Genomic DNA, 13,831 nt, shown 5'->3' on the forward strand with positions numbered 1-13,831 from the left:
TTTAGGTTTTTACATTCAAATCATCCAAATTAGTTATTTACACAGCACCTTATTCCTTCTCATCTCTCATACTGTAATACCCCAAATTAATAATAACCAAGAAATATCCACCCATAATTCCCGCAGCAAATGTCCACATGAATTCACGGTGTTCAATTTCATACATAATAATCGCGCCGAGTATTGCGGCTGCAAACCGATTCATCATGCCGAGCATCGGTGCTTTCTCTTTTTTTACGATGCTATCTCCGAACTTTTCAATACGCCTTCCTAAAATCCAGGCGCAGTACATACTCACCAAAAGGCCAATGCTTATCCCTACAAACTGGGCTGGAAAAGGTGTCACAAGCCACCCTAATAACATTACGCCTAGTAAACAATACATTTGTATGTTGAATGATCTTAATGCCATACGAATCATGTTCTGTTCCTTACCTTTCTCTTTAATTCCATCTTTCGGACTTCAAGCTTTCCGATATATCTTTTTTAAAATGGGGGAATTTGATTTTGCTTACCATTAAATAAGCGAGTACGCATGTGCCAAACGCCACGGAAACTGGATTGTTCAGGAGGCATAAAATAAGGAGACACATTGCCGCAAATGGAATGGGCATGCCGATAAATGTTGGGAGTTTGCTTTGCTGCGTGTTAAATCTCGCAAGCCGCAGCATTCCGCAAATACTATAAGCAAGTGCGCATATCATCCCGATAGACTGCAAATCTTTTAACGCGACACTATAGGCAAGAATAGACGGCGCCACACCAAAGGTAACTAAATCCGCAAATGAATCTAACTCTCCGCCAATTTCCGAAACAGCATCCAGTTTCCGAGCAACTATACCATCAAACAAATCAAATACCATACCTGTAATAATGAACATGACTGCACCATACATATCTTGAACGAAAACAGAATAAATGGCCAATATCCCACAAATAAAATTAGCTATCGTCATCATATTTGGTATGTAACTCATCACACGCTTCTCCTCCTTTCTACTCATTACCTCATCTAAGTTCTTACTCATTACTATCAAGATCCTTCTGTTTTTCTTCTAATATCACTTTATTTATTTTCGTTAATGTATCCGTCATTTGTTCTAAAGCACCGATATCGATTTTAGAAAAATACTTCTCAATTAATACATCATCTAACTCAGACAACCGCTCTATATACTTACTACCGTTTGGACCAAGCGTAAGGAAATACTCCCGTTTATTGTTAGGATTAACTTGTTTCGAAATCATCTTCTGTTTTTCTAATTTCGATAAAACTTGGCTAACAGCACTTTTTGATATATTAAAAGTAGTCGCAATGTGATTTGCTGTCGTGTTTTCATTTAAATTAATATGAAATAGCATACTCTCTTGCTGTCCTGTAAGACCGTACTCATCTTTCAACTCCTGAAATAGTAAAATGTAGAATTCATTATAGGCTCGGTTCATTTCATTAATTACTTCTTTATACGTTCTCGTCATAGCGTTCTTCCTCCATGCTGTTATTTTGTTTTATTTAATAGTTAAGTTCACTTAACTTAACTATATTATACCGTTATCTTTGTGTAAAGGGAAATCAATTTCCATACTTTATTCACAACGAAAAAAGAAGACATCCATTAAGATGTCTCCCTTTCATACTTAAGACTCCAAGCTCCCACCATTCGTCTCAATTACTTCTTTATACCAATCGAAGCTTTTCTTCTTCGATCTGTTTAATGAACCTTTTCCTTCATTATCTTTATCAACGTATATATATCCGTAACGTTTTTTCATTTCTCCAGTAGAAGCACTTACAAGGTCAATCGGGCCCCAACTTGTGTATCCGATAATATCTACTCCGTCTTGAATTGCTTCTGACATTTCAATCATATGCTTTTCTAGGTAATCAATACGGTATTCATCGTTCACTTCGTCTTCATCATTTAATTGATCAATTGCACCGAGGCCATTTTCAACGACAAATAAAGGCTTTTGGTAACGATCGTAAAGTTGGTTCGCCGTAATGCGGAAGCCTTTCGGATCAATCGTCCATCCCCACTCTGATTTTTCAAGATACGGATTTTCAACCGAACCGAATACATTTCCGCTCGTTATGCTTTTTAATACTTCTGGATCTGTACTTGTTGCTCGGCTTGCATAGTAGCTAAATCCAATATAATCAACTGTATGTTCTTTTAAAATTACCTCGTCTTCTTTTTCCATTTCAATTGTTACATTGTTATCTGTAAAGAATCGTTTTGCGTATCCAGGATATGCTCCTCTTGCTTGTACATCAATGAAGAAGAATGATTCACGGTCTTGTTCCATCGCGCGTTGGATGTCATCTGGATTACATGTATATGGATACGTTGCACCAGCAGCAAGCATACAACCGATTTTTGCATCTGGAATGATTTCATGACACGCTTTTACAGCTAACGCACTTGCGACAAGCTGGTGATGCGCCGCTTGATACTGAATTTGTTTTTTATTATCGCCTTCTTTAAAGGCTAGACCTGCTCCCATGAAAGGTAAATGTAAAAGCATATTAATTTCGTTAAATGTCATCCAATATTTCACTTTATCTTTATATCTATTAAAAATCGTTTTTGCATACGTCTCGAAGAAGTTTACAAGCTTTCTACTTCTCCAGCTTCCATACTTTTCTACTAAATGAACAGGCACATCAAAGTGAGCCATCGTAACGACTGGTTCAATACCGTGCTTTAATAGTTCATCAAATACGTTATCATAAAACTGTAATCCTGCCTCATTTGGATTTTCATCATCACCATTTGGGAAAATACGTGTCCAAGCAATAGATACGCGTAACGCTTTAAATCCCATTTCTGCAAATAGAGCGATATCTTCTTTATAACGATGATAAAAATCAATTGCTTCGTGTGATGGGTAAAACTCCCCTTCTACCGGTGTAAAGGAATGAATATTTCCTTTCATAATGTCCCAGCGGTTTTCACCAGTTGGTAATAAATCAACCGTCGTTAATCCTTTTCCGTCTTCTACATATGCGCCTTCAACTTGATTGGCTGCAGTCGCTCCACCCCATAAAAATCCTTTAGGAAAAATCACTTTAGACATATAGAAAAACTCCTTTATATAAGAATGAACGAGGAAAGGTATTATAAGTTTTAAAGAATACCTTTCTTCGTTTGAACCTGTATGAAATGTACTACTGTTTAACTCCTAACTTTAGTAAGGAATCTCCTGCTTGTATCTTTTCTACTTCTGTTTTTTTCAAGCTATATTTATCATAATTTGTAACAACAACTGGTGTTGTCACAATATAACCCGCCTTTTGAATTTCAGCTATATGAAACTCAATAAGTAATTGCCCTTTTTCTACTCTCGCTCCTTGTTCAATATGAGAAGAGAAAAATTCGCCATTTAATTTCACAGTATCCATCCCAATGTGGATTAAAATTTCAGCTCCTGAATCCGATGTAATTCCTACTGCATGATTCGTCGGGAAAAGCGCAGAAATCGTACCTGAAACTGGTGAAAACAACTTTCCTTCTGAAGGCTCGATCGCAACTCCTTCTCCTAACGCACCTGATGCAAATGCAGCATCGTCAATATTTTGAAGTGGCATAACTACACCATGGAAAGGACTAAATATTACCTCATCATCGCTTGATGCAGCAATTTTATTACTTGTTTCCTCTGTTTCTGTAGATGTTTGTTTTTTCGTAAAACCGAATAAGTAAGTCAGAATAAAACCGACTATTAAAGAAACAACCATCGAAACAATTGCTCCCCAAAATCCAGCTGTAATCCCATCTTTCGGACTAATAAATGTGGGAAGCGTAAATATGCCAAGCCCGCCTGTCATATAAGCTTGTGTACCAAATACGCCAAGTATTGCGCCGCCAATTCCTCCAGCGATACAACTCATAATAAACGGCTTTTTAAGAGGAAGTGTAATACCATAAATCGCCGGCTCTGTAACACCGAAAATACCTGAAATAAAAGCTGGAATACTTAGTGTTTTTAATTTCTTATCTTTCGTTTTCACCCAAACGCCAAGCACAGCACCAATTTGAGCAAATGAAGCAGCAAATATAAGCGCTAGTATTGGATCAATACCGTGTACTGCTAAATTGTTATAGCCAATCGGAACGACGCCCCAATGAAGGCCGAATATGACAAGCACTTGCCAGAAAGCACCGAGTAAAGCACCCGCTACTAATGGGCTTGCATGATAAACCCAAAGCGTCGCCTGTCCTAAAAACTGCCCTGCCCACGTCGCAATTGGACCAATAACGAGAAATGTAACTGGTACAACGATTAATAATGTGAAAAATGGTAATAAAAATGTTTTCACAACATCTGGAATCACTTTCTTTAAAGAATGTTCTACTTTCGCTCCAAAATAAGAAGCGAGAATAATTGGAATTACAGATGATGCATAGTTCATTAAAATAACTGGTATGCCTAAAAACGTAATATGAATGGGTGATTCAAACATCGTTCCTGCAAATAACGTATATAATGGCTCACTTGCTTTTAAACCGGATAAAGCCGGATAGACTAACGCTCCTCCAATTGCCATACCGATGAATGGTGATCCCCCGAATTTCTTACTTGCTGTATATCCAAGGAAGATTGGGAAGAAATAAAATAACGAATCGCCTACCGCATTTAATATTTGATACGTTCCTGACTGTGTACTTAACCAGCCTAACGCCACAAATAGTGCATTAAACCCTTTAATCATCCCTGTTGCAGCTAACACCCCTAAAATAGGAGTAAAAATGCTAGAAAGAATATCTATAAGACTACTCTTTTTCTTCTCACTCGCACTTTCTTCCTCTGTTTCTTGAAATCCCCCGGCAACAATAACCGCTTTATACACGTCGGATACATGGTTACCAATTACAACTTGATATTGTCCGCCGCTTTTCATAACAGTCACAATATCTTCCATGCCCTTCAGTACTTCCGTATTTGCTTTCCCCTCATCTTTTAACTGAAATCGTAATCGAGTTATACAATGTACAACGCTATTTATGTTTTCTCTTCCCCCAACATGTTTCAGTATGTCTTTTGCCAATTGCTCATACTTCATAGTAATTTCCCCTCCCTACAATCATCCCATTTTTATAAAAGAAAAAACCTAAACTAACCATAACGGTGCGATACATACGAATCACTCCATTACAAGTCAATTTAGGTTTTGCCTGCCAAACAGTAACAATCCCGTTTATTCAATTACATAATTCATTGCGTTTTGTTACACGATGAATGTGCAACGTTACATACACTTTTTCATCTTTTGAAAGATGACTATTATGTGCTTTTTGCAAGTATGCTTCAATCTTTTCTGTACAACAATATGCCTCTTCGTACTTACTTTTTACTTGCTCGTATAAAAAATCATCATCGGCCGAGTTCAATTCCTTCTGCATTAAACGCTGAGCGAAATATCGTAAATGTGTTACAAACCGGCTATAATTAAATGAACTTTCATCTAAGTTCATCTTATAGTGGTACTTTACAACATTTAAAATATCTTGGACGATTTTCGTCATCGCTACCGTTTGTTGCATCGCCGGCTCTCCTTGCTGCGCATTCACGAAATGTAGTGCAATTGACCCTGCTTCATCTTCAGAAAGTCTAAACCCAGTCTCTTCTTCAATGATGTTCAAAGCTTGTAGACCAATTTCAAACTCTTTCTGATAGAATCTCTTAATCTCCCAAAGCAAAGTATTTTTGAGATCCATTCCTTCTTTATGCCGAGTTAAGGCGAAACTTAAGTGATCCGTTAATGTAAGATAAATATAATCACTTAAAGTCCCCGGCAAAACAGTCTTAGCAAACTGAATAATTCTCTCTGTAATCTCTAAATTTTCTACAGGAATTTCAGTAAGTAACCTAGCAAGTTTCTCTGACAATTCTCTTGTTTCTAGCACAAAGGTTTTTTCTATCTTAGATTCATCAATCGCATCGCCAACTTTTTTCTGAAATCCCAAACCTCTGCCCATAAGTACAACTTCTGTCTCATTATCCTTCATCGTACAAACAACATTGTTATTTAAGATTTTATGGATTCTCATATTGTTCCGCCTTCTTCTTCTTAAAGTCACAAAAGGTAATAAAAAAACCTAAACTGATTCCAAAAGCTACACTACACCCGTAGCCTCTAGATCAATTTAGGTTTTGCCTGCCGAACAGTAACAATCCTTTTACTTATTAACTTACCTTTATTATACACAAAGAGTAAGCGGTTGCAACGATAAATTATTGAATATTTTTTTACAAAGAAAATACTAACAATCGATCAGCTGTTGCTTACATTCATTACAAGACTAGTTATATACATCATTATATTTTACAATTACTGTAGGTAACGTATACCTTTCACTACATATATCATTCTAAATAATCAAACATAATTATCTATAAAATTCCATATAGACCCATTACTGGTTAAAATGTTATAATTTAATTACCCTACATAGTTACTCATATCCGGAATGAGGAACTAGCGTCTTATTAAGTAATGCGCATAACTCAAATAAAAAAGACACTTGAAAGTGTCTTTTTTATTTATTTTCATAATAATTATCTCTTTTATAAACAAAATCTATTAAACAACGAAGGAGACTATTAAATGGAGAATACTGTATCGAGAGAACTACGTAACATACGTATATGCCTTATCATCTTGATCATTGTCATTGCGTTTTGGGATCGTGAGAAAACTGTGGAAATCACTGACCATGGTAGTGACCCTATCGTAAACACCAGCAATATGACCCAAGTTGGCGATAATACATTTGCCTATAAAGACGAATCTAATCAAATTAAAATATTTAAATTTAACCCAGATACAAATGAAATAAAACTAATAAAAGAATTTTATACTAACGAATATGAATGAAATACATGGGACAAAAGGCACCTCAAGGTGTCTTTTTTATTTTCAAAAGGACCTGCTCACGTTTATACGTCAAAACATAAAGTAAATGGAATCCGTTAAAAAACACGAGTGACCCTTTGTTTTCCCCTCTTATTAAAGGAGGAACTGTTATGGGATTTGGTGGTAGTTGCGGCGGAAGCTGCGGTTTTTCTGGAGGATTTGCATTATTAGTTGTGTTATTCATTTTATTAATCATCGTTGGAGCTTCTTGCTTCTGCTAAACAAACTATCGGAAAAGACACTCTTATATGGGTGTCTTTTCTTTATTTTTGCATAAAAAAAGATTATTTATATTCTATCACTAACATCGGATACTTTTTCGCCGACGGCAGACATTTCTTTTTTTAGATTTCCTATTCCCTCTAATATTTTATCATGTCTTTCCTCTTCTTTATAAAGCTTTACACATTCCTTTAGACTATCAGCTTGATGTATATCTAAATACTCCATAAATTTATCAATTATTTTAGTTTCGCAAAATAATTGAGGTAATTGTGTAGAATGAATAAGTTAATCCAACTTATGTGACATTTCTTTCTTTAGTCTTTTTTGTTTATTTAATAAAAAGCACTTGCCTATGAAATAAACATAAATCTTAGTGACTTGTTTAATAATTGGAAAAAACAAAAGAATTAATGCTATGATTACGTTAATTCCTATCAGCATAGGCCATTGACCTGTATTAGTTATAAAAAGTTCTTTTAATATAAGAGTCATAGATATAATTTATTTTATTGATATAACAATTATTTCTAAAATAACTAAAATGATTACTAGTAAGGCTCCACTTAAAAGAATATGTCTCTTTGCCCTATTATATTGCCTATTTCATTCTTCATATTCTCCTGCTAGTTGTTTACCTTTTGTTAATACTGCTCTAAGCTGTTCCTTCTCCCCAAAAAATCCCTCCATTATGTTTACCAAAACTTCAAGTGCAGTAAAAAGAAAGACACCAGGTACAGTGACCTCAAGTTTTAACCTCGAACGAAGTTTAGGTACCCAAAAGAAGTTAATGTATAATGATGGTGCTATTGGTATTATTCCGCAAGAAGTTCGAGAAGAATTTTGGAAAACACTTTCTGATTCGAGCTATGCTAAAGAATTTAGTTCTATGAATATAAAACTTATGAAAAAAGGTAAGGCACCTTACTCACCAATAACAGAACATTGCGGTAACAATAATAAATATATACTACATCCGAAACAGCCTATTAATAAAAGTGGAGATGTCTATAACCTTGATAACTTAATCATTGTATCTCCTAAGATTCATCAAACAATATTAGATCCATCTTACCATTTTTGGAGAAAAAGGCTATAAATGATAGGAGGAATATAACATGAATAGTAAAATGACTAAAGAAGAGCTTATTAAACTTGTAGAGCAAATATGTGATCCTAAATTGCCAGATGAGTTAGGTAGTAAGTATATTGATATCTTAAAAGAGAATGTACCCCACCCAGCTCCAAGTGACTTAATCTTTTGGGATTTTAGAGACTTAACACCTGAAGAAATAGTAGAGATTGCATTGAATTACAAAGAAAAAAAAAGTAGAATACTATGTCCGTAATAAGGTCGCTCCTTTATGGAGCCTGTTTTATTTTGTAACCAGAACATCTAATCGTTACCATGCCCCTTAAAGAAAAGACACCATAAGGTACCTTTTCTTTAAAAACTAAAAAGTATGAGAAATGGAACCTTTAGCCATAATTACGACTAAGGGCTTTTTGTATGTATATAAAAAAAGGAGCTGACTGTATGGAACATAATAAAAACGGAATGCTTGCTTTAATTGTTTTGTTTGTAGGACTAGCATTTTTTGTTATCGGCATGGTTTATCACTTATGGGGAACAGTTTAAAAACAAATAGTAATCCATTTAGAAGAAATTCAGAAGCAACATCCAGGTCTTCACCTCATTAAACACCAATAACCATTTTCCTAGTCATGTAACCCCTCCTTATGCTTGAGGGGTTTCCGCTTTAACACAATTATAAAAAAAGGCCCCATCACTGGGGCGCTCCAAAAATAATATAAGTAAATGAATTAAAAAAATAACAGACAACTAAAATATATACGCTAAAGATTATATAATCTATATATATGCAATATTACATAAAATTTTTCATCATTACGTGCTATACTAAAACAGGAGTCGACAATCGTTATTTTCTTCTTATTTTTAAAGCAATATGATATATACCTTCTTATCGCATTTGGATTGTACAAGCAAAAGAAGACATCGTAATCGATGTCTTCTTTTCTTATATTTTTAAGAATTTTTTTGCGAAGATGCTCTCCAATCACGAAAAGATGTTGGGCGTCCAGAATAAGCTCTTTGCTTTGCAGCAGCAACAGCTGGTTTTTCTTCAATAGTCGTTGGTTTCTCTTCCACAATCGCTGATTTTTCTTCAAGAGTAGTCACAGCTGTTTGTATTTTTTCCAACTGCTCTTTTAAAGCTTGCTGTTCAATCTTTAAATCCGTAAGTAAGCGTAAAATCATTTCAGAATTAGCCATACAGATCCTCCTTCCCCCAATACACAGAATAAAATACAATATGTAAACGACCCAATACCGGTGACAAAATAAGGTTGTCAACTCTTATAAAATCCCAAGTATCTTTTATTTTTCAAAAGGACCTGCTCAAGTTTATCCGTAAAAACATAAAGTAAATTAAATCCATTAATTAATGGTCTTTATGGAAGGAGGAGTTAATATGGGCTATGGCGGTAGTTGTGGTGGAGGCTGTGGTTTCGGCGGCGGATTTGCTTTACTTGTTGTACTCTTTATTTTATTAATCATCGTTGGAGCTAGTTGTTGGGGCGGCGGATTCGGCTGCTAAGGGGAGGCACTCTTGAGAGTGTCTTTTTTTTGTGTTTTTGGATGTACAGCTCCTATCTTCTGTAGAATGTGGAACAGACGGATAAGAACCTTTCGTATTTTTCCACCTAAATACGGCATCCTAATATGATTGATAATTATAAAAATTCCCCCTATTCATATGGTTAATTTTTCTATATTTGTTATAATTATTTTATATAAATAAATTGGAGGTGAAAAAATAATGATACTAATATTACCTATACTGTTATTCTTATTATTTATCCTTTATAAGATTTCTAAAATGGTTAGTAGAACCGTAGCTGTGTTAGTTGATTTTTTATTTTTAGGAGGATTCACTGCTTATTCATTACATAAACTCATATCGGTAAACATAGCAAGTGGGTATGCCGTTTATTTTTGGGATATTATATTTTTTATCCTTTCTTGTGTTCTATATTACATTGTTTTAAATTATCTAGTTATTAACTTCCCTAGAATAGCCGCATTTATTAATTACATTATTTCTTGGATTGGAACATTTTTAGTATATACAACAATCTGTATTATCTTGATAGGAAATTTACCGCAGTTATTAAATAATGAGTTTTTCAGTCAGCTCACTAATATTATTATTATTTCTATACTTGCGATCATAACATTTAATATTAGAAAAACCATGTTTGCCAATGAAGAGAGAAATGAAGAAATTTATTAGTTTATTATTAACTACATATCATAGTGTGGTAATAAAAAAGGCATACTAAGGTGCCTTTTTTATTTATTTGAATTGGATTAATCCATAACCTTCTTGTGTATTTGGAAATCCTAGTCGTTGAGAATAAACAATTAGATAGAATTTCACCAGATAAAGAAGTATTTCTATTTCTTGTTTACCTATCATTTTTATTATAAGCGCTATTGCCCCTGTTGCATGAAGTGCGGCCATAGATGTACATCCAATAACCCTCATACCAATTCTGTTGTACACTTCATTTTAAATATCCTACCCTTCCTTTATTTTAGTTTCCATTTGTGCTTTGCTCGTAGCAAGTTTTCTTACACCGTTTTCAGTACATGTAACATTACAAATTGACATAACACTTCATGCACCATATACTGTTAACAACAGTATACTGTCATTAACAGTATAAATCCTAATTCATTCTAGGAGGTCTATTCATGAAACATACAGGAAGACATACAGGTGCATTTCTTTTGTTATTTTTAGCTGAGGGGGATAACTATGGTGGGCAATTATTGCAAAAGTGCGAAGAAGAACTTCCAGTCAATCCAATCGATAGCGCCATTTTATATCGCACACTAAAAAAATTAGAAAACGAAGGTTCAATTGAATCTTACGTAAGTACAGATCATCAAGACAAACCGAGAAAGATGTACAAAATTACACCTGCTGGAAAGGAACAATTGGCAGATTTCCAAATGGATATTGAAGAAAAAATGAAGAACTTATCCTTTTTCTTAGATAAATATAAAGACTTAAAGGAATCTGATCATGATTAATGGCGTGATCCTTTACACTTTAGCCATTATTCTTACGGGGATTTCTTTTATGAAGGATCGTACGAAAACGAAAGAAGCTCTATGTAAGTCATGGAAAATGTTTCGCAATCTTCTACCCGCCATGCTTTCCATCATGCTTTTCGTTGGCTTATCGCTTTCTATATTAACACCGTCCTTCATCTCTTCTATCATTGGAGAACAGTCTGGATTGTTAGGTATTATTTATTCAGCGATACTCGGCTCCGTTGCACTTATTCCAAGCTTCGTCGTGTTCCCACTTGGTAATACGCTATTACAACACGGCGCAGGTCTACCTCAAGTTGCGGCACTCATGTCTACATTTATGTCAGTAGGAATTACAACATTGCCGATGGAACAAAAAATATTCGGACGAAGTTTTGCTTACGCACGTAATGCATCTGCATTACTCATGTCACTCCTATTCTCCTATATCATTTGGGTGGTGATGGTATGAAGGAACTAAAAAAATATCGCTTCTTTTTCATTTTATTACTGGGGCTCTTTGTCTTAACTTTTATAAATCAATCTTTAGGATGGAGCGCATTACAATTAACGGGGAATAGCATTTTAGATATGTTGTTTCTACTCCCCCCTGTCCTAGTATTTGTAGGATTACTTGATCAATGGGTGAAGAAAGAAACGCTCATGAAATATATGGGAGAAAAGTCCGGCATATATGGAATCTTATTCTCTTTATTATTAGGCGGAATTGCAGCTGGCCCTCTCTACGTTGCCTTCCCAATGGCAGCACTACTATTAAAAAAAGGCGCCAGCATTCGGTACATCGTATTTTTCTTAGGCGTTTGGACAACTGCAAAATTGCCAATTCTCGTGTATGAATTTTCTTCATTTGGCGCTACTTTTACACTTATTCATGTTGGTTTCGGTCTCGTATTTTTCTATGTAATGGGGCTTATTTTTGAAAGGTTTTATGATCAGGGACAGTTGCTTCGGTATGATGTTACGGAGGAAATGTAATCAAATTGACCATAAAATAGGAATATGATATATTTTCGGTAGAATACTATATAAGTATGACATCAAATAAAATGGCATATAATAAAAGAAGAGATGCGCTAACATCTCTTCCCTAACTGCTACCGTATAGGGTGGTAGTTATTATAAGTTATTTCTTTTTACGAAACCCACCCTTCTGCTTCCTACGGCGCGGAGTGGGTTTTTTGTTGTCCTTATCTAGAAGTTGCTTCCGCAAAAAATACGCTGAAACTTCGCGCACAGTCGCTTTCAGAAACTCTTTTACAAGATCAATCAAAAACTCCATATTATCACCTCCTTTCCTTCCGAATAGAAAGAAGGGATAACCATCCCCCCTCACAATATGCAGTTGACTTTGTTTTATCAAATGATTGTAAAGATATTATGTAAACAAAACAAATGAAATTTTACATAGTAAAAAAGCCCTTCTAAACTGGGCTTTTTATATACATGCTATTACTTCCCAATTGTTATGAAAAAAAACGTCGATAAATTTCTATTTCAAATATTCAGAATTAATATTAAAATAAAAAATGGGGATAGGGGTATGGGATTTAAAATTTTATACATAACGAGGGAATAGAAATGAAACTACAATTAAAAGCGGATTTAATGCTACTACTAGTTACATTCTTTTGGGGTGCATCCATCCTACTTACAAAGCTTGGACTTGATGGCATAGAAGAATATAATTTAATCGCATTACGATTTATTATTGCCTTTCTTTTATCAGGTTTAATATTTTACAAACATTTATTCAAAGTTGATTTTAAAACTGTAAAATATGCATTTATACTGGCTTCTGTTTTATTTATCGTTTACATTTTCGCGACTTTCGGTACAAAGTATACAAGTGTTTCTAATGCTGGTTTCTTATTATGTCTCACAGTCATTTTCATTCCAATATTATCAGCTATATTTTTAAAACACATTCCTGAAAAGAAAGTTATAGTAGGAATCATTTTAACGATAATAGGAATTGGTTTATTAACATTAACGAGCGAATTCAAAATCGGTAATGGCGATATATTTTGCATACTGTCTGCCCTATTTTATGCGATCCACGTCATCATTACTGGAAGCGTAACGAAACATGTAAATTCCATTGCACTTGGAGTCATACAACTCGGTTTCGTCGGCCTATTTAGTCTTATTTTTTCATTCATTATAGAAACACCAAAGCTGCCTAGCACAACCAACTCATGGCTCATCATCTTAGCCTTAAGCATATTTTGCACCGCAGTCGCATTCATCGTGCAAGTAATTGCCCAGCAATACACGACGCCCACACATACCGGACTTATCTTTTCATTAGAACCTGTCTTTTCCGCAGGCTTTGCTTTCGTTTTCACGGGTGAAACACTTACTGGAAAAGGATACTTAGGGGCGACACTTATATTAGTAAGTGTGTTGATTGCTGAGTTGGATTTTAAGAGTTTGTTGAGGCCTAATTATAAGAAGAATATAGAGTAAACATTTCACTATGATCAATAAACATACCCTAGAAAAATATGAGTTTATATTATTTTCATGCTCTTCACTTAGATTTT

19 protein-coding genes and 1 pseudogene are annotated in these 13,831 nt (G+C 34.8%); 10 read left to right on the plus strand and 10 right to left on the minus strand.

Annotated features, from left to right (window positions below; all coding sequences use genetic code 11):
- Positions 1–49: 49 nt before the first annotated feature.
- From QCI44_RS23270 to licT, 6 genes are all read right to left on the minus strand, one after another.
- Positions 50–421 carry an ATP synthase subunit I gene (locus QCI44_RS23270; protein ID WP_016133793.1) on the minus strand — a complete coding sequence of 124 codons (372 nt, stop codon included), beginning with the start codon at positions 419–421 and terminating at the stop codon, positions 50–52.
- Positions 422–443: 22 nt separating this feature from the next.
- A complete protein-coding gene (pssA, locus tag QCI44_RS23275) occupies positions 444–1,028 on the minus strand; it encodes a CDP-diacylglycerol--serine O-phosphatidyltransferase (protein WP_016133792.1) in 585 nt (194 codons plus the stop codon).
- On the minus strand, positions 1,021–1,479 hold the full coding sequence (locus tag QCI44_RS23280; RefSeq protein WP_088083394.1) for a MarR family winged helix-turn-helix transcriptional regulator: 459 nt from the start codon (positions 1,477–1,479) through the stop codon (positions 1,021–1,023). Before QCI44_RS23280 ends, pssA begins: the two co-directional genes overlap by 8 nt.
- A gap of 159 nt (positions 1,480–1,638) precedes the next feature.
- Positions 1,639–3,078, minus strand: coding sequence for a 6-phospho-beta-glucosidase (locus QCI44_RS23285; RefSeq protein ID WP_016133790.1), 1,440 nt, complete (start codon positions 3,076–3,078; stop codon positions 1,639–1,641).
- A 91-nt stretch (positions 3,079–3,169) separates the two neighbouring features.
- Positions 3,170–5,065, minus strand: coding sequence for a beta-glucoside-specific PTS transporter subunit IIABC (locus QCI44_RS23290; RefSeq protein WP_088083392.1), 1,896 nt, complete (start codon positions 5,063–5,065; stop codon positions 3,170–3,172).
- Between the two features lie 139 nt (positions 5,066–5,204).
- Positions 5,205–6,053, minus strand: coding sequence for a BglG family transcription antiterminator LicT (gene licT / locus QCI44_RS23295; protein WP_016089071.1), 849 nt, complete (start codon positions 6,051–6,053; stop codon positions 5,205–5,207).
- Between the two features lie 557 nt (positions 6,054–6,610).
- Between licT and QCI44_RS23300 the strand changes: the two genes are divergently transcribed.
- Together QCI44_RS23300 and QCI44_RS23305 are read left to right on the plus strand one after the other, a co-directional pair.
- Entirely contained in the window at positions 6,611–6,880 is a 270-nt protein-coding gene (locus QCI44_RS23300; RefSeq protein WP_016089072.1) for a YmzC family protein, read from the plus strand.
- Between the two features lie 149 nt (positions 6,881–7,029).
- Complete coding sequence (locus tag QCI44_RS23305; protein ID WP_000505686.1) at positions 7,030–7,140, plus strand: YjcZ family sporulation protein; 111 nt, start codon at positions 7,030–7,032, stop codon at positions 7,138–7,140.
- Positions 7,141–7,207: 67 nt separating this feature from the next.
- On the opposite strand, the gene QCI44_RS23310 is transcribed toward QCI44_RS23305, so the two are convergent.
- On the minus strand, positions 7,208–7,369 hold the full coding sequence (locus QCI44_RS23310; RefSeq protein WP_154214097.1) for a hypothetical protein: 162 nt from the start codon (positions 7,367–7,369) through the stop codon (positions 7,208–7,210).
- 469 nt (positions 7,370–7,838) lie between these two features.
- Between QCI44_RS23310 and QCI44_RS23315 the strand changes: the two are divergent.
- Both QCI44_RS23315 and QCI44_RS23320 read left to right on the plus strand, forming a co-directional pair.
- Positions 7,839–8,240 (plus strand): annotated as a pseudogene (locus tag QCI44_RS23315) (WXG100 family type VII secretion target); the annotation flags it as partial.
- A 19-nt stretch (positions 8,241–8,259) separates the two neighbouring features.
- Positions 8,260–8,490, plus strand: a complete 231-nt coding sequence (locus tag QCI44_RS23320; protein ID WP_098413118.1) for a bacteriocin immunity protein — start codon at positions 8,260–8,262, stop codon at positions 8,488–8,490.
- A 701-nt stretch (positions 8,491–9,191) separates the two neighbouring features.
- Here the strand turns inward: QCI44_RS23320 and QCI44_RS23325 are convergent.
- Complete coding sequence (locus tag QCI44_RS23325) at positions 9,192–9,437, minus strand: hypothetical protein (protein ID WP_016133787.1); 246 nt, start codon at positions 9,435–9,437, stop codon at positions 9,192–9,194.
- Positions 9,438–9,636: 199 nt separating this feature from the next.
- Between QCI44_RS23325 and QCI44_RS23330 the strand changes: the two genes are divergently transcribed.
- Positions 9,637–9,762, plus strand: a complete 126-nt coding sequence (locus QCI44_RS23330; RefSeq protein WP_000540377.1) for a YjcZ family sporulation protein — start codon at positions 9,637–9,639, stop codon at positions 9,760–9,762.
- A gap of 222 nt (positions 9,763–9,984) precedes the next feature.
- A complete protein-coding gene (locus QCI44_RS23335) occupies positions 9,985–10,458 on the plus strand; it encodes a hypothetical protein (RefSeq protein ID WP_016089076.1) in 474 nt (157 codons plus the stop codon).
- Between the two features lie 63 nt (positions 10,459–10,521).
- On the opposite strand, the gene QCI44_RS23340 is transcribed toward QCI44_RS23335, so the two are convergent.
- Positions 10,522–10,689, minus strand: a complete 168-nt coding sequence (locus tag QCI44_RS23340; protein ID WP_016089077.1) for a hypothetical protein — start codon at positions 10,687–10,689, stop codon at positions 10,522–10,524.
- Positions 10,690–10,922: 233 nt separating this feature from the next.
- Here QCI44_RS23340 and QCI44_RS23345 point away from each other — a divergent pair, with 233 nt between their 5' ends.
- Genes QCI44_RS23345 through QCI44_RS23355 form a run of 3 tightly spaced genes read left to right on the plus strand, consistent with a single transcriptional unit; the run spans position 10,923 to position 12,263 of the window.
- Positions 10,923–11,264, plus strand: coding sequence for a PadR family transcriptional regulator (locus QCI44_RS23345; protein WP_098413117.1), 342 nt, complete (start codon positions 10,923–10,925; stop codon positions 11,262–11,264).
- On the plus strand, positions 11,257–11,739 hold the full coding sequence (locus tag QCI44_RS23350) for a hypothetical protein (RefSeq protein ID WP_353811458.1): 483 nt from the start codon (positions 11,257–11,259) through the stop codon (positions 11,737–11,739). The genes QCI44_RS23345 and QCI44_RS23350 overlap by 8 nt, the downstream gene beginning before the upstream one ends.
- Positions 11,736–12,263 (plus strand): permease, encoded by a 528-nt coding sequence (locus QCI44_RS23355; RefSeq protein WP_016089079.1) that lies wholly within the window; start codon positions 11,736–11,738, stop codon positions 12,261–12,263. Before QCI44_RS23350 ends, QCI44_RS23355 begins: the two co-directional genes overlap by 4 nt.
- Before the next feature lie 148 nt (positions 12,264–12,411).
- Here QCI44_RS23355 and QCI44_RS23360 read toward each other — a convergent pair whose 3' ends face one another.
- Positions 12,412–12,567 carry a hypothetical protein gene (locus tag QCI44_RS23360; RefSeq protein ID WP_016136571.1) on the minus strand — a complete coding sequence of 52 codons (156 nt, stop codon included), beginning with the start codon at positions 12,565–12,567 and terminating at the stop codon, positions 12,412–12,414.
- A gap of 299 nt (positions 12,568–12,866) precedes the next feature.
- Here QCI44_RS23360 and QCI44_RS23365 point away from each other — a divergent pair, with 299 nt between their 5' ends.
- On the plus strand, positions 12,867–13,754 hold the full coding sequence (locus QCI44_RS23365) for a DMT family transporter (protein ID WP_016133783.1): 888 nt from the start codon (positions 12,867–12,869) through the stop codon (positions 13,752–13,754).
- The last annotated feature ends 77 nt before the right edge of the window (positions 13,755–13,831 follow it).

It is taken from the genome of Bacillus cereus group sp. RP37, assembly GCF_040459695.1.
GTDB lineage: Bacteria > Bacillota > Bacilli > Bacillales > Bacillaceae_G > Bacillus_A.